Origin of the sequence: Schlesneria sp., assembly GCF_036405755.1 — a bacterium.
GTDB classification, from domain to species: Bacteria; Planctomycetota; Planctomycetia; order Planctomycetales; family Planctomycetaceae; genus Schlesneria; species Schlesneria sphaerica.
The window spans coordinates 1-23,096 of sequence record NZ_DASWWZ010000628.1 but is presented as its reverse complement, the minus strand read 5'-3'; the positions used below and the strand labels follow the sequence as shown (position 1 = coordinate 23,096).

Sequence of the window (23,096 nt, the reverse complement as noted above, 5' to 3'; positions counted from 1 at the left end):
TCGGGAAGGGTGACGGAACGAGGAACGGTCCTCGCTGCCTGACGGGTCTCTTCCTGGCATCGTGACGCAGGGTGATTAAACCGCATTCCCCAAAGCCCTCGGGCCGCTTTTCCGCTTTGTTCCACGGATCGGTTTTTGATGTCTCGGATTCAGCAACTCTCGACGAGCGTAATCAATAAGATCGCCGCCGGAGAAGTCATTGAACGACCGGCCAGCGTGGTCAAAGAACTGCTGGAGAACAGTGTTGATGCGCTCTCAACCCGGATCGAAGTCGATATCGTGGCCGGCGGCAGTGAACTGATCCGGATTGTGGATGACGGAGAAGGAATCCACCCCGATGACCTGCTGCTGGCAGTCGCCTCACATGCGACCAGCAAAATTCGTCAGGCTGACGACCTGTTCGGCGTGCAGACCATGGGGTTCCGGGGAGAAGCCCTCGCCTCCGTCGCCGAGGTGAGTCGGCTGCGTATCCGGTCGCGCCAGGCGGACCAGACACATGGGATGGAACTGACCGTTAACCTGGGTGATATCGTTCCTCCCAAGCCGTGCGGGTGCCCCCTGGGAACGCAAATCGAAATTCGAAACCTGTTCGAGAACACGCCCGTTCGACGCAAGTTTCTCAAAACGATGTCGACCGAGTTCGGTCACATCCATGAACAGTTCACGCGTGTCGCCCTGGCCAACCCTCGCCTGCACATGGTGCTGCGTCACAACGATAAGCTCGTCGCGGAACTTCCCGCCTCGGACCGCCCGATCGATCGTCTCCGGCTCTTTTTCGGTGGAGAAATCACTGACGATCTGATTTCCGTCGAGTCGACGCAGTCTGGCGTACGGATGTGGGGCTATGTCGGTCACCCGAATCAGTCGAAGTCGTCACGCAAACACCAGTACATTTTTCTCAACGGCCGCTGGATCACTGACCGTTCACTGCTGCATGCCCTGACCGAGGCCTACCGGGGTCTGTTGATGGTGGGACGTCAACCGGTCGCGTTTCTGTATATCGAGCTTCCCCCCGACCGGGTCGATGTCAACGTTCACCCGACGAAAGTCGAAGTTCGGTTTCAGGACAGTCAGCAGTTATTTCGACAACTCCTGTCGATGGTGCGGTCCAAATTCTTGAGCATGGATCTGCAGAGCCAGCTAAGGCTTCCTGCCACAACGGGGTCTAACGGAGGATTACTCTCCGGATTTACACAGCCGGAACCGCGGGCTCGAACGGAGCAGCGCGAGCTGACCGAGCAGATTTCCAGTTGGCTGGCAGAAAAAATCGTCCCGGGTGACAGCAGCACGGCAGCGGCAGCAACCGGGTTTGCGTCGACCACGTATGCTTCACCGGGGGCACCTGCGCTGGCCGAGCCCTGGATGATTGGACGCACATCCGAAGGATCTCGCACGGGAAATCTTTTCGACTCCGCTGAGACCGTCGCCGTCGCCCATGCAGTGGACCCGCAGCACACGTTGCCGCTTGCGGGATCGGACGAAACAGAACCCGAGTTTCGGTCGATCTCTGAGGAGGTACCTGCCGCGATGGGACAAAGTGCGGCGATCGAGGCGGTGAGGGAGACGATCAAGTCCCTTCCTTACGCTTCGGCTCATCGTGCGATGCAGGTACACGACTGTTATCTCATCGTGGAAACTCCCGAAGGAGTCACGGTGATCGATCAGCATGCTCTGCACGAACGAATCATGTACGAACACCTGCGGACACGAGTTCTCGCCGGTGCCGTCGAATCTCAGCGACTGCTCGTCCCACAGCCGGTCGAAGTGACGCCGCGTGAGGCGGCACTTCTGCTGGAACAGAATGAATCACTGCAGCGGGCGGGACTGGGACTGGAAGATTTCGGAAATGGGACCTTGATCGTCACCAGTTATCCCGCAATGCTGAGAAAGCTCGACTTGCAGGAATTGATTCGTGAGATGATCGCGAAGCTGGAGGACGGAGGATCAGCCGGGGTGCAATCCTCGGCGCGACGCGATATTCTCGACGAACTGTTGCACATGATGTCCTGTAAAGCAGCCGTGAAGGCGGGACAGCGACTGTCACAGGAAGAGATTGATAGTTTGTTGATGCAGCGACATCTGGTTGACGACGCACACCATTGCCCCCATGGGCGACCGACGGCGCTGTCGCTCAGCCGCATGGAACTGGATCGCCAGTTTGGACGACTTGGATAGGGCGTCGCCGTTACCCAACAGTTCCCCCGTGGAAGCTGATGCGGAGACGGGCTCGCAGGGTTCACCCGCTGACGACCGCCCGAAGAAATTGGAATTGCACCTGAAATGATTTGTGTGTCCATCGCCCGCACGCGACATCGAATGATGCAGGCTGAACATCAAGCCCTGTCCGAACGAGGTGCTAAGCTCGTCGAACTGCGTGTCGACTGGCTTTCGCGGCAACCCGATATTCCTCGCCTGCTGAAAGATCGACCGACACCGGTGGTCCTCACCTGCCGGCGAGCCCAGGACGGCGGAAAGTGGCGAGGGACCGAAGAAGAACGGCAGTTGCTGCTTCGAACCGCCATCATCTCGGGCGCGGACTATGTCGATCTGGAAGACGATATTGCCAAGTCCATCCCGCGATACGGCAAGACCAAGCGAATCGTCAGCCATCACGATTTCAAGGGAACTCCCGAAAATGTGGAGGAAATCTGGGCCAACATGGCCGAGATGAATCCCGACATCATCAAGCTGGTCACTCTCGCCAGTTCCCCCAGCGATTGTGCTCGCGTGCTAAAACTGGTGAAGAACGCCAAGGTTCCGACGGTCGCGTTCTGTATGGGTGAGTTCGGCGTCTGGAGTCGCGTTGTTTGTGCAAAGCTGGGCGCCCCCTTCTCGTACGCGGCATTCAGCCCCGATCGTGAAATTGCCCCGGGTCAGCTCTCTTTCCAGGACATGCAGGAGACGTACTTCTACGAATCGATCAACGCGCAGACGCAGTTGTTCGGCGTGATCGGCGACCCGATCGGGCACAGTCTGAGCCCCCTGCTGCATAACCGTATGATGCGGAAAATCGGCTTCAACGGCGTCTATGTCCCCATCCGGATTGCCCGCGACCAGCTCACTCAAGGACTGGCGGACCTGGATGCCCTCGACTTCCGCGGCCTCAGCGTCACGATTCCTCATAAAGAAGCAGTGCTGGCCAAGTTTCCCAAGTGCGAAGAATTCGTCCAGCAGATCGGTGCCGTCAACACGCTGTACCGCGGTAAGGACCAGCAATGGGTCTCGTCCAACACCGACTACACAGCCGCACTCGAGAGCGTGAAGCTCGCTCTGCGACCGGGTGAAACGCTCGAGGGAAAACGCGTCCTCATGCTCGGATCCGGCGGTGCCGCACGCGCCATCGGAATGGGGATCGTCAAGGCTGGGGGCGCACTTGTGGTTTGCAACCGGACTGCATCACGAGCAAAGGTCCTGGCCGGGGAACTCAATTGCCGTCATGTCACGTGGGAAAATCGCGGGGCCGAATACGCGGACATTCTGATCAATTGCACCCCCGTCGGGATGTTTCCCAATTTGGATGAAACACCCTTTTTTGATCACTGGATGCGTGACGGCATGATCGTGTTCGACACGATCTACACTCCTGAAAACACCCTGCTCGTGAAACAGGCCAAGGCCCGCGGCTGCACCGTCGTCACAGGAGTGGAAATGTTCGTTCGCCAGGCTGCGGCCCAGTTCGAACTTTTTACAGGCCAGCCCGCTTCACTGGACGAACTGCGGGAAACGCTGCGACGCGGCATCTCTGCGGCGCGTGCATAGTTCGGTAGCATCCTCGATCGGATCATTCCGACGCTTCTCGCGCGATCGACCCGCGATCGACCAGAGTGGGGAGCGGGATGAGCAAGCCCGTTTCGGTATGATTTCCACCGCTCAGACAGCGCCGCAAGGGCGCTTGTCTGACCGATAGCTGGTTTTGCTTCTGCCGCCGTTCAGCGGAACTGGTACTCGGGGTTCGTACGGTCGAAATCGAAATCAGTCAGGCCGCAGTCGATATTCAATCCGGTGAAAGAGTAGCACTCGATCAACGTCGCTTCGTCCAACTGCTCTTCATCCATGACTGCACCCGAGTTCAACCATTCGAAGTGGCGCGAATGCAGCGGTACACTCCATTCGTGATCGATGAGCGTAATTGATTTACGATAGACGGGGGACCCGATACGCGATTGGTAGCGCGTGGTGAACATCGAGCAGGGACGCCCGTCAAATTGCCGATGTTCGTCGACTTCGCAGGAGACATAGTTTGCACTGGCGAGATCATTCGCATGCACGCCGCGCATGATCTCGATCAGTCCCATGAGTCCCGCCATGGTGACGGGATAACGAGCGTCGCGCATGGCCAGAAGTCCGTCGGTGGGGAGCGACAGCGCGGGAATACGTGATTTCCAGCCCCCCTCGTGAACCACCATGTTGCCGCTGTTCTGCCCCTGAACGTAGATCACTTCGCGGCCAGCGAATCCACTATGCCAGGCCAGGTAAACACTGAAGGGATTGTGCCGGCATTTGATCGAGATCGTCTGTTCGTCCAGCAACACTCCGTTGACGACTTCCTGCTTTTGAAGCGTCACGGTGTAGTCCTTCAGTTGCTGCAGCCAGGCCAGACCTCGATCCAGAAGTTCAATCTTCCGGCGAAGCGTTGACGTCGCGGAGGACTCGGCCGACTCCTCCGCTAGGATCGGCGATGCAGTGCCGTCGCCACCACCATCCTGTGCCACATCCGCCGGTGCAGCGGACGACAGATCCTGCTCAATCGCAGGCAGAAGCGGCTTCCTTGCGACGATGGGATGCGACGTCAATGGGAGAGGAAGAATCGATCCGAAGACGTACAGTCCGCCCGCTCCCAGGGCCAGGCAACCAACAAGCCGCATGGCGTATCCGCTCACATAACTCATTGAATTCGCTCCCCCAAATCCCGCAACACCAGACGTTCACTCCATTCGTCACTGGTGGACAGCATCCATTCACACAAGGTTAGCCCCATTCCTATTGTGCAGTGAAGACAAGGGATTGCCGAGCCGTATTTCGCCAATTTCAGAAAAGAAACCGACATCGACCTGACTCATTCCGTAACGAGCGATGGTGATCCCGCTGCCGGAAAGGTGACGCCTGCCGCGTTGATGCAGAACGACAACATCGTCCCTCGACTGCAATCGTATTCTGCCGGCCTCCTGCGATTGCGACAACCGATTCCGACAACCGTCGGTATTTCCGATAAGGAAAAACAGGCGTGGACGGGTACGTACCGACAATGAGTTACAATCGGCTGCGATGATCGGGCTGGGTTCGCTGGAAACCGGCAACCGAATGTTGAGCTGAGCCCGCAGCCCGATGACAGCACTTCGAGGACAGACGTAAGGGAGAGAACGGCCTCCCGCTGCCCGAGAGCCGCGCGCTACGCCTCTCTACAGGCACGCGTCAGAGACCCGCACCCCATTCCGGGACGCTTCGGCTGTCAGGCGCGAGACGGGCTGGCGTAGGAACGCGGGACATTGCCGTGGCCAGACATCGTCGTGAGAGGCCGTCCCCTTTCGCCAACGCCCCAGACAGAAAAGAAACGGCAAAGACCGCCGGACTTCATTTTCCTGTCTCAATATCAGCGACCGGTGAACGCTTCCGGAACGAGATTAAATCACACGCGGAAGGGGGGGTAGACGAAGTAAAAAATCGGACCAGCGTTGACGGTCAGAAGAAGTAAAGACAAAAGCTGAGACAGGTTGCTCAAGCGAACCAATCAGCAGCACCAGAAGATCAGGTGATCTCAACCGGCGACCGCGGATCGAAGATTGTAAGCCGCGTAAGAGAAGCAACTTAAAGAGATTACCCGACCAGGATTCGAACCTGGACAAACAGAACCAAAATCTGTTGTGCTACCGTTACACTATCGGGTAAGGAGGCGGTAATCTATCGAATCGATCGGGGGAGTGGCAAGGGGAGGTGTGTGTGGAAACTGACTTGCCTGCCGGATTGTTTCAATAATCCCCCCGGCCGACATTTCGGCTTAAACGCGCCTTGAAACCCGAGTGGCATCCTACTACGATGTGTCCCCCGTATGGCGGCTCCCTGTCCAGGGTCGAGCGTGCTTTCATCCGGGTATTCAAGCATCGTATGCTCAATTTAGATCGCCAGTGTGGCGGGAGTAATTTGCTGTGACTATCGACAAGAGTTTGAAGCGGAAGGGGCGTCTGGCTCGCCTTCGCAGTGTGTTGTCCCGCGACGAACGTATCACTCAAATGCAAACCGATGAACGCTGGGCGGACGGAACGAGCCCATTCGGTCTTCCAAAACTGCGCGTCGTTCGCCTGGTTGTCGGCAAGAAAAAGAAGAAGAAAGCCGCCGAAGGCGATGGAAAGAAGGACGACAAGAAGAAGGCCGCCAAGAAGAAGTAGTCTTCCCGACTGCTTCTCGCGATGCCACTTCGTCTCCACGAAAATCTGAAGCAACTTCTCAGACGGTCAGTAAATTTTTGCTGACCGTCTGAGTTCGTTTGTAGCGCGCGAGGCTTCATTTGATCGAACTGGCCCCCTCTGAGCACGGCGTCATTATTCCCGTAAAAGCACACCCGGGCGCACGCCGAAACGGAATCACGGGTGTTCACGATGGGGCACTGAAAGTGGCGGTCAGCCAGGCCCCTGAAAAAGGGAAAGCCAACGCGGCAATCACCAAGGTCCTCGCCGACTCACTCGGAATCCGGAAAAGCCAGATTCAATTAGTCAGCGGCCCCACCTCCGCGCTGAAAAAATTTCTGGTCAGCGACATCGACCCTCAGGAACTGAAGTCGCAGATCACCAGACTTCTCAGCAGCCTTCCCGAGTAAGCGACCGCCAGCGCTACGACCTCAGGGGCATTGCCTTCCTCAGCCCCGCCGGTGCCCAACCCTCACGTCAGACCCCTGATCATTCATCGAGCCAGGGAGTTCAAGTCCTGGTTCGAGCGAGGAGATTGCACCGCCCCCTCTCACCGGCGGCCTGACATCCCAGCGAGTGATCGGACACGAGCCGCACTGCCTGAGAATGAGCTCCCCTCTACACGCCCGCACCGTAACGGTCGGGATTGAATTCATTGCCGACTTCGGGCAGCCAGCGAAAGATCGCGCGCATAAAAAAAGGGGGCTGACTGAGCAGCCCCCCTCGCGTTTCCACTGTCGGTTACGCCTTCGCCCCGGCGATCACGCCGCGCGCTTTTTCACAAACATTGTCCACAGTGAAACCGAAGCGGCGGAGAATTTCTCCCCCGGGTGCAGAGGCCCCAAACGAGTTGAGCCCAATCACCTCGATCTGTGGACCGACATAGGAATTCCAGCCGAGAGTGCCACCCGCTTCGATCGCCAGCAGCGGAACCCCGGTCGGCAAGACCGACTCTTTGTATTCCGCCGACTGCTGAGCAAACAGGTCCGTGCTCGGCATACTCACCACGCGAGCCTGAACCCCTTCACTCGCGAGCCGCGCCTGGCTTTCAAGGGCAAGGTGAACTTCCGATCCGGTTGCAACCAGAATCAGGTCCGGCTTTGCGGACGACGCGGTCTCGGAGAGGACGTAAGCCCCCTGCCCGACTCCGGAAGTGAGTTTCGGATACTTGCCCAGGTCGAGAATAGGGAGCCCCTGCCGAGTGAGAATCAACGCGACTGGACCATCCTTCTTTTCAACAGCAACACGCCAGGCAGCGACCGTTTCGTTCGCGTCAGCCGGTCGCAGAACAACCAGCCCGGGAATCGAACGCAGACCCACAAGCTGCTCGACGGGCTGGTGAGTCGGCCCATCTTCGCCCATGGCGATACTGTCGTGCGTGAAGACATAGATCACGCGCAGACCATTCAGGGCCGCCAGACGAATGGGTGGCCGCATGTAGTCGCTGAAGACAAGGAATGTCCCACCGTAGGGAATCATCCCCTTATGCAGGGCCATACCATTCAAAATGGCCCCCATGCCGTGCTCACGAATCCCGAAGTGCATATTCTTGCCCGCGAAGTTGCCGGGCTCGAATTCTCCGCCCCCCTTGCGATAGGTATGCGTACTGGGTGCGAGGTCCGCGGAACCACCGATCAGCTCAGGCACCGCAGCGCCGATTGCGGCAATCGTCTTACCGGACGCCACGCGGGTGGCGATCTGGCCATCAGCAGGCGAGAATGTCGGCAGCTTGGTTTCCCACGACTTGGGAAGCTCCCCTGCCAGGACTCGCTGATACTCGGCCGCCAACTCCGGGAAAGCCTTCGCGTATTCTTTGAAGCGGGCGTTCCACTCTTCCTGAGCGGCGGCACCTCGCTTGGCCGTTTCCCGGAAGTGGTTGGCCGCTTCTGCGGGAACATGGAAGGCAGGCTCAACTGGCCAGCCCAACGCCTCTTTTGTCAGACGCACTTCTTCAGCACCGAGAGGCTCACCGTGGACCCCTGCCGTCCCCTGCTTATTCGGGCTGCCGAATCCAATCTGTGTTCGGACTTGAATGAGCGACGGTTTGTCGGTCACTTCGCGGGCCTTCTGCAAGGCCGCCGAGATGGCGTCGAGATCATTACCGTCCTCGACCTTCTGAACGTGCCAGCCAAAGGCGGCGAATCGACCCATGCGGTCTTCGGTGAAGGCGATATCCGTACTTCCTTCAATGGTGATCTCGTTGTCATCGTACAACACGATCAACTTGCCCAACTTGAGATGGCCGGCCGCTGACCCTGCTTCTGACGAAATTCCTTCCTGAAGATCGCCGTCACTGGCCAGCACGTACGTGTAGTGATCCACGATCGTATGACCAGGACGATTGAACTGAGCGGCCAGCGAGGCCTCGGCGATGGCCATCCCCACCGCATTCGCAAAACCCTGACCGAGCGGGCCGGTTGTCGCTTCCACTCCGGGAGTCAGGTGATACTCAGGATGCCCGGGGGTCTTGCTTTCCCACTGACGGAATCGTTTCAGTTCGTCGATCGACAAATCAAACCCGTTGACATGCAGCAGGGCATAAAGAAGTGCCGACCCATGCCCTGCAGACAGGATAAACCGGTCACGATCCGGCCATTGTGGATCCGCGGGATTCTGCTTCAGCGACCGATCCCAGAGGGCGTAGGCCATTGATGCGGCCCCCAGAGGAAGGCCGGGATGCCCCGAGTTGGCTTTCTGGACCATATCTACGGCCAGAAAACGGAGTGCATTGACACAAAGAAGATCCAGGTTTTTTGTGCAAGCCGGTTTCGATTCAGTCATGGAATAGCTCTTTGCAGTCTAAGTTCACCCCGCGGGGCGTCTGAAATGTGGCAAATTGGAGGCCGCACCGGACTACGACCGGAATACAGCAAGACGAGGCAACACGGCCGCATTTCACGGTCCCCGTTCCCCGAAAGAGGCAGAATTGTGACAAACGATATAGGGAAGAGCAATCCCCCACACTTCGGACGTGCGAAACAGGAAAATGATCAATTGTAAATCACTTATGGGTGACAACCTTTTCAGCCCCTTCCCCACAGGTCGGGACACTCAAAACGCTTCCATGGCTACTGAGCGATTGCCCACCAACTCGTGTCCATGTGTGGAAAATTTGTTTCCCAAAGGGGTGTAAGTTTTCCACGGTTTTGAACACGCGTTTCACTCCTCGAGGACGAAACCCAGCGACAAATTCGAGCCCTTTAGAAATTTTCAAAGTTAAGAAACATTTTCCGAAACATGCCCTTACTAACGTCTCAGACAGCATTTAAAGAAAGATCGCCTGCGGGCTGATCAATCTCGACACACTTTTGGTTTCGGGAGCAGACCTTGATGACCAGAGCCCCCGGACGCCGACGCGTAAGCCCCCTTCACGACCCACAAGTCGACAGGAAGAAGCATCACGACGTACACGCGTTGCCGCCCGTTACCAGCTGAAATGACTTGCAATACCCTGCTGAGAGTAGCCGGCGTGGAACCTTTGGAAGGGCTGACGGTGCGACAGGCTTCCCCTCTTTCGGGCGACATCGGACGCGACTCAACATCCGATGAACAATTCGTCCGGGCTGTTCAGAGATGAGCTGAAGACCATCGGGAAGTGACAAAACAAGGGGGCCGGGAGGGTCGCTCGAAGCTCTGTCATTCCGACTGTAGCCACATTCGACGAAACGGGGCACCCTGAGTCGCAACGTCAAATTGCGTCAAAAACAAAAGTCTTTTTTTATATATCGTCTCACCGATCGCCAGAACGATCGACATTGAACGGCCTCCAACCCCCTGAAAAGTAGACTTATTCGCGCAACCGTGCATAGCCAACCTGAAGCCGATCTGAATTTGCGACAACTAGACAGGCCAGAGTCGAAAGAAATGGAGGGGGAACATATACACTGGAATTGATTGTCGATTTGTCATTTCGACGTGGTCGAAAGACGGATTCGGGTTTGCGAACCGCACCTCCGCTTTCTGGAACGTCAATTGCTTGGCAGGTGTACTGCCCGAACATCATGCCAACTTTCGCGGTATCAGGATCTGATGAGCGCACTTGGTAGAAGAGTTTCCTGGGAGAGCCCGCGAAGGGCATCCCGTGATGACATGCGCCGGAAAACGCAACAGTCATCTGTGTCAGCTCTGTCTCGGTTGATGGTCGGGTTCACCGTATTTGTTAATTAAGGGCGATCTCGATGAACACATTGAATCCTATGCATTCTCTCACACTCCGACAGCAAGAGATTTACGACTTCTTGCGCGACAAAATTGTGACCCGCGGTTACGGTCCCACCGTTCGCGAAATTGGTCACAAATTTGGCATCAAGTCGCCGAACGGAGTGATGTGTCACCTGAAGGCACTGGAGAAGAAGGGGCTCATCTCCCGCGAAGCACACATGTCACGGGCGATTCAGTTGTCGAATCCCCCTCAGCTGCAGACGGTGCTCCCCTTCCTGGGCCAGATTACGGTGGGCGAGCCATTCCCTGCCGCCAACCCCGACGATCGCCTCGACTTCAGCGGACTGTTCACATCCCCCGAACTGTGTTGCCTGCGAGTCCGTGGTTCCAGCCTCAACGATGACCAGATCGCCGAAGGGGACACCCTGGTCGTTCACAAGCAGCCGTCGTTCCGTGACGGTGACCTGGCCGTGATCGCCTACGAAGATGGAACGATCGGCGTTCGCCGTCTCTACCAGGAAATCCACCGCGTCCGACTGGAATCGGTTCGCAAGACCGGAAATCCCCAGTTCGTCGACCGCGTTGTGGTCATTGGTATCGTGGTTGGCGTGATCCGTCAGTACTGATCACGCCCGGCAAGTCACCACTCAATTGCCAGCATCAGGCAATTGAGTCCGCTGCCGATACCGAGAAATCCGACCCGGTCCCCGCGAACGAGAAATCCTCGCTCATCGGCAATCGCCGCAGTCAGTGGAAGCGACACTGTGCCAATATTCCCCAGATAGGGGAAGGTGTTGAAGTCCTTGTCATGGGCGATGCCGAGGGCCCCCAGAACCTGTTCGCGATGCCCCTTGCCAACCTGATGGCAGATGACCTTGTCGATTTCGTCAGGCGAGAAACCGATTTTGGACAGGAATGAACGCCATGTGTTCATTCCCAGGTCGACGCCGTGCTTCAGTACGCTGATCGAATCGGTCTGCATAAACTGAGTGAACGCGTGAGACAGTTTCGCGGGTAACAGGCCGCTGACCTTCTGCTGGACCAGGTTGGGCAGCAGGTTTCCGAATTTCGTATGCGTGACGACCGAGGGCAATATCGCATCGACTTTGTTCACGGCCGCAGGGAGCAGTGATTCGAATCCCCAGCGGCAAAGAGCGTGATGCTCGGGTGCCGCTTTTGTCACGCCCCCCAGCAGCCGATGGGACTGTTCACGCGAGAACGACCCATCCGTCAGCAGTACCGCCACCGCCCCAGATCCGCCCGTCAGGGTCGCGAGGGACTTGGTGAAGGAATCCATCGACATCTCTTCAAGCAATCGCTGGATCGAATAGTCGATGATCTCCCGTGCAGTCTCGCACGACACCACCATCCCGGCACGAATCTGCCCAAGCTCAATGCGGTTGGCGATATCAACCATTCCGTTGAGTACCCCCAGACAGGCGTTGCTGACATCAAAGACCGAGGCATCCGGGCTGATCGTCAGGTTAGCAGCAACGCTACAGGCGGTCGCGGGTTCAAACTGTTCACGACAGACCCCGGCGTAGATCAGCACGCCGATATCCCGCGCGGCGACATTGGAATTCTCAAGTGCCCTGCGGGCCGCCTCCGTTGCTCCGTCGCTCAGTCGATGCCCTTCCGGCCACCAGCGTCGCTCATGAATCCCGGTCCAGGCTTCGAGCTGCCCCTTGGGAATCTTCAGCTTTTCATACAAAGGCTCGAGACGCTGCTCAATTTCCGTTGAGGTGACGATCACCGGTGCCAGTTCGTAGCCGATCGCATCAATGTAGACTCGAGAATATTTCATAGGACTAAAATCGGTCCCTATCTGGATTCCGTAAAGCACAAGGACGAACACCACTTTATCCGACAGACAGTGTGCGTCCATCGCATTTCACCTGATTCTACCGTATTCGTGGCTGCAAACCCCTGAAAAACAGGGCTCTTGCAGCCTGGTCACCACCAGAATTTTTTCTGATTTTGAAAATCAGCCACTTTCCATCGTGGCACCGAATCGGGACTGCTATCATCCTGACCTGTTGCAGTACTCCCCGAAGTCATTCTGGCGGAAACTGTGGTACGTGAAAATCTGTAAACATCTCATTCCTCGCGGTCAGCCCGTGGTGAGAACAACAAGGAATCTGGCAACGGTCGATCGAATGTGCCGTCATTTTCGACCAACCGTTGCACCGAAACAGTTATGGAAATTCTGCCTGCAATCGATCTGCGAGGCGGCTGCTGTGTGCGGCTGCGACAGGGTGACTATGCCCAGGAGACTGTCTACGGCAATGATCCGGCTGAAATGGCTCGACATTGGGAACGACAGGGAGGAACCCGACTGCACCTTGTCGATCTCGATGGCGCCAAGGCAGGCAAGCCCGTCAATGTCGATGCCATCAAGGCGATCGTCCGGGCCGTCAAAATTCCCTGCGAACTCGGCGGAGGTCTGCGTGACGAGTCCACCATTCGCTTCATGCTGAGCGAAGTGGGGATCGATCGGGTCATCATCGGCACTCAGGCACTCAAGGAACCCGACTGGTTTCGCGATATGACCCGGTTATTCCCCGGCCGGATTGCACTGGGACTGGATGCCCGCAACGGCATGGTCGCGACAGCGGGATGGCTGGATGTGTCGCAGACGTCTGCGATGGAACTGGCACGACAGTTCTCCGATCTGGAACTGGCCGCAGTGATCTACACCAACATTGCCAATGATGGAATGATGCAAGGTGTTGATGATGCCACCATTGATGAGATGATCCGACTGACGGAACTCGGATTCCCCGTGATCGCATCGGGGGGTGTCACCACGCTGGCGGATATCGAAAAACTGACTGCGCTTTCCCGTAAGCACCCTCGCTTGATTGGCGCGATCGTCGGACGCGCAATCTACGAAGGGACAATCGACGTCGCTGAAGCTGTCCGTATTGCCACCTAGGAACCATGAATCTATGTCGAATCCGGAAACTCCGCATCGGGTCGCTCCCAAGACTCTTCCTCGAGTACTGGGACTGGTCGACTCCACGGCACTTGTCATCGGTTCGATTATTGGTTCAGGGATTTTCTTGAAGGTGGGCAAAGTCGATCAGGCACTCATGGCCTGGGGATACTTGCCCATCATTGGCGTCTGGGTCTTCGTGGGCTTGATCACGCTGTGCGGTTCGCTGGCTCTGGCAGAACTGGCAGCAATGTATCCCCAGGCAGGCGGACCGTATCTCTACCTGCGTGAAGCCTACGGGCAACTTCCCGCCTTTCTTTGGGGCTGGACCGAGTTCTGGGTGATCCGAACCGGTTCTGTCGGGGCACTCGTTTGTGCGACAGCAATTTATCTGGACGAATTTCTGCGTCCATCCGGGGCGACCTCTTATCCGCTGGGTCATTACGGGCAGTTCGCTGCATCGCTGATCATCATCACCGGTCTAACGGCTATCAACATCTTCAGCACCCGGTGGGGAGCCGCCGTTCAAAACGTCGCCACCGCTGCCAAGCTTGTTTTTCTGGCCCTGCTGATCGGACTCCCCCTGCTCATGGGAAAGATGAACCTGGAACATCTTTCGCCGCTTTGGGTCTCCTCCCCCGAAACGACCATCGCACCTGAAACGGATGTCGCCGTCGCTGAGACCGCCGATTCCGCATCACAGTCCGGACCGACATCGCGGACATTCCTGGCAGCCTTTGGTGTGGCCCTGATCGCTGTGTTCTGGCCCTACGACGGCTGGATCAATATCGCACCGGTTGCCGAGGAGATCCGTGAGCCGCAAAAGAACGTCCCCCGAGCTCTGGGGATCGGAATATTGACGGTCGTCCTGGTCTATGCAGGAGCCAACCTGAGCTACCATCTCGTGCTGTCGATGTCCGCCGTCGCCAACAGCACGACACTTGCCTCCGATGTCTTTCGAGTGCTGTTCGGGGAATGGGGAAGTAAGTTCGCCGCACTGGGCGTTTGCTGCTCAACCTTCGGAGCCGCCAATTCCAATCTGATCGCTGGCCCGAGAATCTATTTCGCCGCCTCTCGCGATGGTCTGGTCCCGAACTACATCCAGCAAGTCCATCCTCGATATCACACCCCCGCGAACTCAATTCTGATACAAGGGATCTGGACGTCGCTGATGATCATCGCCTTTTATGCGACCAGCCCCAACCCAAAGGAAGTCTTTGACCTGATCACCGATGCCGTCATCTGTGCCGGCCTGATCTTCTACAGTCTTGCCGTGGGAGCGGTCTACATCCTGCGAGTCCAGCGTCCTGCCGAACCTCGTCCCTATCGGACCTGGGGATACCCCATCACTCCAGGGCTGTTGATCGCCACTTATCTTCTCGCCCTGATCGGAACACTGATCGAGCAGTGGGACAAGCTCATCTGGGTGCTTGCTCTGATCGCCGCCGGCATCGTCTATTACGCCCTGATTCCAAAATCAAAAACGGACACCGCCACAGAGTAACCCACCGCAGAGTCAGCGTGCGCAATGCCGGACCAGTGTTCGATCTGCACATCTGAACGGAGCAGGCCCGTTCTCATCCGCCGTCAGCCTATGGTGTAAATGAACGGGGCCAGTGCCGACGACTGCACGAAGAACAGCACCAGTCCCAGTACGAGCAGCAGTACCAGAATGGGCAGCAGCAGGTAGTGGCCTCGTCGTGCAAAGAATGAGAACGTCTCGGCGAAGAGCGAGATCAGCGGCCGCGACTTCAGACGGCGATAGGATCCGGACGATTCCCGCAGCTCCTCGACAGGCAGGTCCTGCCAGGCGGATGTGACCGGAGGAGGTTCGGTCGTCCAGGAGTAGAATGGATTCACATTCCCGTGTCGAAGACGCTCCCACCAGCCCAACGGCGAGATGAGCAAAAAGTAAAACACCGTCAGCAGCAGCGTCATGACCAGCCGCCCCTGAAAATGGGCCAGTGACATCCAGATCCGATGAGGCCAGTAAAGGGCCTGCGGCAACAGGGTCCCGAACCCCATCAGAGCCAGGCCGCTCAGCATCAAACCGTGCCAGAAGCCATCGAGCGGACTGACCACACAGAACCAGCAGAAGCCACCCAGCAGAAAAAACAGCCACCCGATCGTGAGTCCAAAGCTGGTCAATTGGCGGATCTCGTCCCGCTCACGTCGCTCGGAAAGTTGACGGAGATACGGAAAGGCGCTGAATGATGCCTGGAACTCAGTCGAGTTCGAAGCGTTGTAGCCATTGGGCACGAGCGGTCTCATCCAGGGGAGGGGAGGGTTGACGGGTCCGTTCCAGATAACGATTACCGACAATCAGGGTGTCAATTTCCGTCGCCATGAAACAACGATAGGCGTCCTCGGCCGTGTTCACAATGGGTTCGCCACGGACATTGAATGACGTGTTTACAATCACACTACATCCCGTCTGCTGCTTGAACGAGCTCAGCACGCCATACACGAACGGATTTCGCGCGGCGTCGATCGTCTGCAATCGAGCCGAGTAATCCACATGCGTAATTGCGGGAATCTGCGAGCGTGACTGCTTCAGCAGGTCGATGCCGAACAGCTTCTCGTCAGAAACTTCTTTACGCTGCGACTGCGTCACAGGGTAGACGAGCAGCATGTAAGGGCTTTCCTGGCGGCAATCGAAATACCGGTCGGCATCTTCGGCGAGCACCATCGGAGCAAACGGCCGGAATGACTCTCGAAATTTCACTTTCAGATTCATCCGCGTCTGCATGGAGTCGGATCGCGCGTCACCCAGAATGGAGCGGGCCCCCAGAGCCCGCGGCCCAAACTCCATTCGCCCTCGCGCGACGGCAACGACTTTCCCCGCCGCGATATCCGTTGCGATCCGCGTCTGCAACTCGGACTCGTCCAGCGCGTCCCACACCGCCCCCATCGCCTCAAGCACGGCATCATCAACAGGCGATTCCGGAGGGATATCCGGTCCGAGAAAAGCTCCATGCATGCCATCAGGTTTGGCTGTCAGTCGCGGTTGATTTAAGTCCCGATGCCAGAAACTGAGAGCGGCACCAAGTGCTCCCCCCGCGTCCCCTGCGGCGGGCTGAGTCCAGATCTGGTCAAAGGGACCAGCGGTCGACAAGTGCCCGGTCGCGACACAGTTCAGTGCCACGCCCCCCGCCAACACAAGCTGGTTCATGCCAGTCTTGTAATGGATAAATCGTCCCATACGCAGCAGGGCCTCGTTTATCACCACTTGAATACTGGCGGCCAGATCCATTTCCCGCTGAGTGATCCGTGTCTCGGGCTGACGAGGTGGCCCTTCGAATAACTGGTGAAACCTGGCCGTTGTCGAAACCAGTCCGGTGGCGTATCCGAAGTAATCCTGATTGAGCAGCATGGTGCCATCATCCATCAGATGGACAACATGCTGAAGGATACGTTCCGCATAGAGTGGCCGGCCATACGGAGCCAGCCCCATCAATTTGTACTCGCCGCTATTGATCTTGAAGCCACAGTAGTACGTGAAGGCCGAGTAAAGCAGCCCCAGGGAATTGGGGAAGCGAAGTTCCTGCTTCAGTTCGATCTCGTTCCCGGTCCCGACTCCCCACGTGGCTGTCGACCACTCCCCGACACCATCCACCGTCAGAATCGCAGCCTGCGAAAAGGGAGAGGGATAAAAAGCACTGGCCGCATGCGAGCGATGATGATCAACGAAGTCGATCTTCCGGTCGATCCCCAGTTCCTTCGCAATTTCTTTTTCAAGCCACAGTTTGCGGGTGAGCCAGTCGGGCAGAATGTGGATGAAACTGCGCAGTCCTCGAGGGGCAGTAAACAGGGATGACATCATCAGACGTTCGAAATGAACGAGCGGCCGCTCATAGAACACGATGTGATCAACATCTTCGATCGACAGACCCGCGAAATGCAGGCACCATCCCACGGCGTGATGAGGAAACGACGAGTCCCCCTTCACCCGCGTAAATCGCTCTTCCTGTGCCGCTCCCACGATATTGCCGTCGATTACGAGTGCCGCGGCCGAATCATGGTAATAAGCGGAAATCCCCAGGATCGACGTCATTTCTCACCTTCCGATCGAGAAGAGGAAGGTTGAGCAGGGACTAACATCAGTCGCAACCGGCGATCATCGGAAGAGACGTCAGCCTTCAGCAGAATCACCGCGACGTCACGTCGGGCCAGCCCATCGGGAATCACCCAGTTGAGCTCCGTTCCCTTCGCGGTCCCCAGATCGTGCCATTCACCCGTGTCGTAACCCTCATCCGGATCACACGTCGAGATCCAGATCTGAGCCGACCTCAAGCCGGATGAACTGAGCCTGATTGCATCGAGGGATTGCGGCAGTTCCAGCGCCATCAGCGTCGTCGGAATCCCGAGCGGCATCGTCGGCAGGAATTTTTCCGTGCGAGGATAGTCCAGTTCCCACAGCCCCGCTTCGACAAGCGGGCTCACGTCAAGATCGTAAGGCAACCAGTCGTTGATCGTCAGTCGGGGCGGCTCCAAGGTGCGTGGGCCGAGTACCTGCGGAAAGTCCCGCTCGAGCCGATCGGCCGTCTGCCGAGCGAGAAATGCTGTCGTTCGCGGACCGGGGTGTCCGTCGGCGGGATTGATTCCCCACACCAGGGAATTGGGCCCGGTCGACTCGGCATCGGGAAATTGCTGGACGAACGTGTCGAGAGAATTAAGCACAGGAACGCCGGCCGCTTCCCACAAAGCGACCACTTTGTCGTACGAGAACGCGAATCGTGATCGGATGGGCGCTTCGGGGAGTGTCACGAAAAGAGCAGGTGTTTGAGACTCGTTCATAAAACGGCCGACATCAGCAACGGTCTGCTGATAGCGTTCAAAATTTTCCCCTTCATGGATGCGGTTCAGCCAGTCGTCGTACGAGTACCCATACTCCGGTCCCACATAACTTTTGGCCAACTTGTCAGCACGACGGGATTTGAACAGTTCCCAGAGACGGGGAATGAATCGCTCGAGCACCTTTTGAATTCGTCCCGGAATCGGCGGCGCGAGCTGGCTGGTGTGAATCTGTTTAACCAGGCGTTCATCCGGATCGTTCGTGACGAACCCCCACAGAATCAGATCAGGGTGGAAATCAGGGACGACTCTGCGAGCCAGCTCTAGTTCATCACGCGTCGACATTCCTGAACATCCGGCCGCGATGACTTCCACGTCGTGGTATCCGCGACGCTTGAGTTCGATCGCCAGTTGCCGCCACCACAGATGATTCAGCGTCAGGTACGGAGAGCCCCAGACGAATGAATCTCCCATCACCAGCAGGCGATGTTGAGTGCGGCCCTGTTTTTCAACCGGGTGTCCCAGCCAGGACCGGACACCGCAGGGCCCGTCTGGTTTTGGTCGCTCGTAGGCGATCTGACGGTCTTTTTTCTCGTGATTTGCGATGACGATCTGGTTATGGCGTTTCCAGTCATCAGATGCGATCAGGCCGCGCTTCTCCAGCCGAGCCAGGATCCAGTGATCGAACACGAGTGCAGTCGCGACCACGATCAGCAACGAGATCCCTGCCGCGCGCAACGAAACCCACGGAGCAACTCGCCAGGTTTTCCGTCGCCATCGGAAACTCATCCACGCCCGCATTTGCGAAAGGGATCCTCAAATACCAGAAGATTCGTTGCTCGACTAAGGCCTGCGAGGATACTGGCTTCGGCAGAGCGGCGAAAGCCTTGAGGCGAGCAGCGGCTTGACTCCACAACACGGGCTACGCCTCACCGCGAGAACACTTTGGAACAATCAGGGGGATAAAATTCCGAACCCGTTTCTCGGCTCCTGTGTCGGACTCTCTCGTCGCCCTTGGCGTGGGGGCACATTCTCTTCAATGAAGTTCTGTGATGAGTGACGCGGAGTTGGACGGGTATGTCACTGATTAGTGATGAAACATCTGATCGATCGCCTAACCAGTGACGTGCATCGAGTTACATTGAGTGGATCACTCGCTCGACAGAGTGCTGCGAAGCAGGATCTTTTCACATCCACTTGCCGTTAAAATCGGTTCAATACATACTCCCCAGTCCCCTTTTTCCCGCCGCAAACTCGAGTTAGGTTTTCATAGTGTCTTCGGCAACCGAATCCTTCGACGAACGCCCCCTGAAGTGGGTTCCCGGCAGCTATCGAGAACTGATTGCCGTTGCGCTGCCGATGGTCCTCAGTGCCAGCACACAGTCGATGATGCACGTCGTAGATCGTATTTATCTGACCTGGTATTCGAAGGATACCGTCGCTGCGGCACTTCCTGCGGGGATTCTGTTCTGGTCGTGCCTGAGCCTGCCGTTCGGGATCATCTCGTACCTGAACGCGTTCGTCGCACAGTACGACGGAGCAAGAAGGCCGGATCGCGTTTCCGCTTCGGTCTGGCAAGGAATCTATTTCGCGACGTTCTGCGGCTTGCTGCTGTTTCTGCCTGCCCTCTGGTCAGACTCGTTTTTCAATTGGGTGGGGCATTCCGAAACGGTGTGGCCACTTGAAGCCACTTATTTCCGCTATCTGTGTACCGGTGGACTCGCTGCGCTTCTGCCTGCGGCTCTTTCCTGTTTTTTCAGCGGGCGAGGACAGACGACGGTCGTACTGGCGGTCAATGCGTCTTCGGTGTTTGTCAACGCGGGACTCGACTGGGCCATGATCTTCGGCCGTGGACCATTTCCCGAAATGGGCATCGCGGGTGCGGCGACCGCCACAAACCTGGCGAACCTCTATGCAACGCTCTGTTATGCAGCTCTGATGTACTATTACTCTGTCCACGGACCGTACCAGTTCTCCCGCCACCGTCGCTTTGACTGGACGCTGATGAAGGACCTCTTTCGGTTTGGGGGACCCAGTGGACTGCAAATGTTCCTTGATGTGGCGGGCTTCACGGCATTCATCATGATCATCGGCCTGATCGGGCCACATGAACTGGCCGCGACCAATATTGCCTTCAATCTGAACACCCTTGCATTCACTCCAGTGATCGGCGTCGGGATTGCTGTCTCCACTCTGGTGGGTCAGCGGATCGGGGAAGGTCGACCGGAACTGGCCAAAGCAACTACCTGGAAGGGCTTTGTGTTCGGCGGTGGGATCATGCTGTTATGCGGCTTTATTTACGTCGTGTTTCCTCAGGTTCTGCTGGTCCCGTACGCCCTTTACGCAGATGGGGATGACTTTTCTGCCACCAAGGACGTTGTGATCGTGCTCCTACGGTTTGTCGCTCTTTACTCGTTCTTCGACGCGATGGCAATTATCTTTGGGTCCGCTATCCGTGCAGCGGGTGATACTGTCTTCTCAATGATCGTCACGTGTGTTTGTGCCTGGGGCCTGCTGGTCATTCCGACCTACCTGACCTGGGAGTTCTATGGAAAAAGCCTGATTTTGAGCTGGGTCTGGTGTTCCGTTTACGTCATCACGCTCGGGTTTGTGTTCCTGGCCCGGTTTGTTAACGGCCGGTGGATGACAATGTCGATTATGGATCACGCTCCGGTCGAACACAGCGAGCCTGTCGCCACGGTCGAACCCCGTCGGCAACTCGACCACATTTAAAACCTCAGCGTCCGTGCGGCAGGATCAGCCAGATTCCATGGCCCACTGGCGATTTCTGCAGGAGTTTGTGATCATGTCAACGGGATTGAGCTCGCAGCACGCGGTTTATGTCGGCAGCTTCGACCCCCTGACGCTGGGTCACGTCGACATCATTCGCCGCGGTGCCTCAATCTTTGAAAAACTGACGGTCGGAATCGGGATTAACCCCGAGAAGCATCCGCTGTTCACACCGGATGAACGCCTTTCGATGGCTCTGGAAGTCCTGAAACCACTCAAGAACGTCCAGGTCCGTTGCTTCGAAGGGCTGACCGTCGAATTCGTCCGCCAATGCGGGGCTCGCGTGCTGCTTCGCGGTATTCGATCGCTGTCCGACATTGAAACCGAGTTCACGTTTACACTCGCTAACCGGGCGATTGAACCCGATATCGACACGCTGTTTCTCATGGCCAGCGAGCACTTAACTCACGTCTCGAGCACATTGATCAAACAGGTCGCTCAGTTGGCAACAGGCAGCGTGAGGGGCAAGCTGGCCGAATTTCTTCCTTCGGAAGTCGTCGAACCCATTTTGAAGAAGTACCAGCGTCCCGAATAGCTCAGAGACGAGACTCTGCCATCGTCCATGTGTCCGTGACCGTTAGTGACCGTCCGACGCCAGCCCCTTATTCGACATCTTCTACGATCCGGTCACTCAATTCGGTGAGGATCGTCACCTCCACGGAAATGACATGCGCGGGGGATTTGAAAAACATTTCATTTGAATCCTCAACTTAGCTCCCGCCCCCGGGGCAAGCTGAACTGTAAAGCTGGAGCGATCCACTTTCTCTACCTTCGAGCCGTTCGTTACGGACTCAAAATGATGTTCGGCGTACGCACCCGCCTGAACGGTCACATCCCGGGAAAACTGCTGATCAACGTTCACCAGTGTCACAGTGACGTGGCTGTCCGACATCTCATCGACCAATGCCGCCACACCGTCCGGAAGGCCCGCCCGGCGTTTCTCGGGATCAAAATACCGTAAACGGCAGAACAGCGCCGAACCGCTTCGGCCTGGCGGAAGACCACCCAGCATGAGTTCCACCAGCGAATTCACACTGGCGGGATTCAACGGCAGAGGATCATCAGCCAGACGGGTATCCGGTGTGGTCGGGTCATTGCGAATGCCGTCGACCTGATTGCGGATCCGGGTCAGGTCCGCCAGCAATGCCTGCTGCGGATAGTCCGGATTCGTGCCGTTCAGAAACCGAAACCAGGCATGATCGGAAACGCGTGCCAGATCCTGCTCTTTCATCGAAAGGTAAGCGATCTCGTAGGCGCCTGCCGAATACTTTTCGGGAACATAGTCATACCAGCCGTCTGGACCGTACATGCGGGGGTACAGCGTGACTCCGGCTTCGACCTTGGCGTTCCGGTTCACGGCATCGATCTGCCTTCTCCATCGCTCGAGATAGCGATCATCTCCCGTCAGCAGGTAGGCATTCAGAAAGCCCTGCAGCCCGGCATGATGCTGATTACGACTGGCCATTGTCTTTGATGCAGGATCATAAACAGTGAATCCCCAACCATAGACCCCGCCCCACCAGTGTCCCCCCGCGTCACTGCCGATCCTGCCATCCAGCCCCACGTTTGTCGGGATCAGATCACCATTCTCTTTCATCCGGTCATGCCAGGCATCGACATATTCCAGTAACCACTCCCGGTACTTCCGATCTTGTGTCACCAGATAGGCATTCAGCGCCAGTGTCGTCGCTTTCAGATTTTGCGGATGATCCCCCACGGTGTCGTTGTAGTCTTTGAAATGCTCGAGCATTTGAGCATACGTCGACTCACCATGTTTAGGCCGGAAGCGGTTCTCAACTTCAATCGGATCACCAGCCCAGTCGAGCCCGGTCGTTTTTCTCAGCAACGGACCTCGACTGCCGTTGAACATACTGCGAATGATCTTGTGGTCTGCATCGTAGTTCGGCGCGCCGGGATCCTCATTCAGGTAGAATCCCGCATAACGTTTGACGCGCTGCAGGAATGCAGGATCCTGAGGATCTGACAGTCCCTGCAAGTTAAAGACGACCAGTCCC

The 23,096-nt window shown here is 57.0% G+C and carries 16 protein-coding genes and 1 tRNA gene; 9 read left to right on the top strand and 8 right to left on the bottom strand.

What is annotated here, in order from left to right:
• Positions 1-138: 138 nt before the first annotated feature.
• Both mutL and aroE read left to right on the top strand, forming a co-directional pair.
• Positions 139-2,175 carry a DNA mismatch repair endonuclease MutL gene (gene mutL, locus VGE80_RS20940; protein WP_440593993.1) on the top strand — a complete coding sequence of 679 codons (2,037 nt, stop codon included), beginning with the start codon at positions 139-141 and terminating at the stop codon, positions 2,173-2,175.
• Between the two features lie 105 nt (positions 2,176-2,280).
• A complete protein-coding gene (gene aroE / locus VGE80_RS20935; RefSeq protein WP_373650589.1) occupies positions 2,281-3,759 on the top strand; it encodes a shikimate dehydrogenase in 1,479 nt (492 codons plus the stop codon).
• A gap of 170 nt (positions 3,760-3,929) precedes the next feature.
• Here aroE and VGE80_RS20930 read toward each other — a convergent pair whose 3' ends face one another.
• Positions 3,930-4,889, bottom strand: coding sequence for a DUF1571 domain-containing protein (locus VGE80_RS20930; RefSeq protein ID WP_397571310.1), 960 nt, complete (start codon positions 4,887-4,889; stop codon positions 3,930-3,932).
• A gap of 925 nt (positions 4,890-5,814) precedes the next feature.
• A tRNA-Gln gene (locus VGE80_RS20925) sits at positions 5,815-5,885 on the bottom strand.
• Between the two features lie 258 nt (positions 5,886-6,143).
• On the opposite strand from VGE80_RS20925, the gene VGE80_RS20920 reads away from it, so the two are divergent.
• Complete coding sequence (locus tag VGE80_RS20920; protein WP_373650563.1) at positions 6,144-6,383, top strand: small basic protein; 240 nt, start codon at positions 6,144-6,146, stop codon at positions 6,381-6,383.
• A 119-nt stretch (positions 6,384-6,502) separates the two neighbouring features.
• Positions 6,503-6,811, top strand: a complete 309-nt coding sequence (locus VGE80_RS20915) for a DUF167 domain-containing protein (RefSeq protein ID WP_397571311.1) — start codon at positions 6,503-6,505, stop codon at positions 6,809-6,811.
• A gap of 331 nt (positions 6,812-7,142) precedes the next feature.
• Here VGE80_RS20915 and tkt read toward each other — a convergent pair whose 3' ends face one another.
• Positions 7,143-9,182: a transketolase gene (gene tkt / locus VGE80_RS20910; protein WP_397571312.1), complete on the bottom strand. Its 2,040-nt coding sequence runs from the start codon at positions 9,180-9,182 to the stop codon at positions 7,143-7,145.
• 1,415 nt (positions 9,183-10,597) lie between these two features.
• On the opposite strand from tkt, the gene lexA reads away from it, so the two are divergent.
• Complete coding sequence (gene lexA, locus VGE80_RS20905; RefSeq protein WP_397571313.1) at positions 10,598-11,188, top strand: transcriptional repressor LexA; 591 nt, start codon at positions 10,598-10,600, stop codon at positions 11,186-11,188.
• A gap of 14 nt (positions 11,189-11,202) precedes the next feature.
• On the opposite strand, the gene VGE80_RS20900 is transcribed toward lexA, so the two are convergent.
• The gene (locus VGE80_RS20900; RefSeq protein ID WP_397571314.1) at positions 11,203-12,366 is read right to left on the bottom strand and encodes a 3-oxoacyl-ACP synthase III; all 1,164 of its coding nucleotides are present in this window, start codon (positions 12,364-12,366) and stop codon (positions 11,203-11,205) included.
• 393 nt (positions 12,367-12,759) lie between these two features.
• Here VGE80_RS20900 and hisA point away from each other — a divergent pair, with 393 nt between their 5' ends.
• Both hisA and VGE80_RS20890 read left to right on the top strand, forming a co-directional pair.
• Entirely contained in the window at positions 12,760-13,497 is a 738-nt protein-coding gene (gene hisA / locus VGE80_RS20895; RefSeq protein ID WP_373650558.1) for a 1-(5-phosphoribosyl)-5-[(5-phosphoribosylamino)methylideneamino]imidazole-4-carboxamide isomerase, read from the top strand.
• A 13-nt stretch (positions 13,498-13,510) separates the two neighbouring features.
• The gene (locus VGE80_RS20890; RefSeq protein ID WP_373650557.1) at positions 13,511-15,001 is read left to right on the top strand and encodes an APC family permease; all 1,491 of its coding nucleotides are present in this window, start codon (positions 13,511-13,513) and stop codon (positions 14,999-15,001) included.
• Between the two features lie 83 nt (positions 15,002-15,084).
• Here VGE80_RS20890 and VGE80_RS20885 read toward each other — a convergent pair whose 3' ends face one another.
• From VGE80_RS20885 to VGE80_RS20875, 3 genes are read right to left on the bottom strand one after another with little or no spacing between them, the layout of a single operon-like run.
• On the bottom strand, positions 15,085-15,756 hold the full coding sequence (locus VGE80_RS20885) for a DUF5989 family protein (protein WP_440593992.1): 672 nt from the start codon (positions 15,754-15,756) through the stop codon (positions 15,085-15,087).
• On the bottom strand, positions 15,722-17,551 hold the full coding sequence (locus VGE80_RS20880) for a carbamoyltransferase family protein (RefSeq protein ID WP_440593991.1): 1,830 nt from the start codon (positions 17,549-17,551) through the stop codon (positions 15,722-15,724). The genes VGE80_RS20885 and VGE80_RS20880 overlap by 35 nt, the downstream gene beginning before the upstream one ends.
• The gene (locus tag VGE80_RS20875; RefSeq protein ID WP_440593990.1) at positions 17,548-19,080 is read right to left on the bottom strand and encodes an SGNH/GDSL hydrolase family protein; all 1,533 of its coding nucleotides are present in this window, start codon (positions 19,078-19,080) and stop codon (positions 17,548-17,550) included. The genes VGE80_RS20880 and VGE80_RS20875 overlap by 4 nt, the downstream gene beginning before the upstream one ends.
• A gap of 483 nt (positions 19,081-19,563) precedes the next feature.
• Between VGE80_RS20875 and VGE80_RS20870 the strand changes: the two genes are divergently transcribed.
• Positions 19,564-21,024 carry an MATE family efflux transporter gene (locus tag VGE80_RS20870; RefSeq protein WP_373650553.1) on the top strand — a complete coding sequence of 487 codons (1,461 nt, stop codon included), beginning with the start codon at positions 19,564-19,566 and terminating at the stop codon, positions 21,022-21,024.
• Between the two features lie 73 nt (positions 21,025-21,097).
• Positions 21,098-21,616 (top strand): pantetheine-phosphate adenylyltransferase, encoded by a 519-nt coding sequence (gene coaD, locus VGE80_RS20865; RefSeq protein ID WP_373650552.1) that lies wholly within the window; start codon positions 21,098-21,100, stop codon positions 21,614-21,616.
• Between the two features lie 114 nt (positions 21,617-21,730).
• On the opposite strand, the gene VGE80_RS20860 is transcribed toward coaD, so the two are convergent.
• The coding region (locus VGE80_RS20860; RefSeq protein ID WP_440593989.1) for a hypothetical protein at positions 21,731-23,096 on the bottom strand (1,366 nt) is incomplete at its 5' end.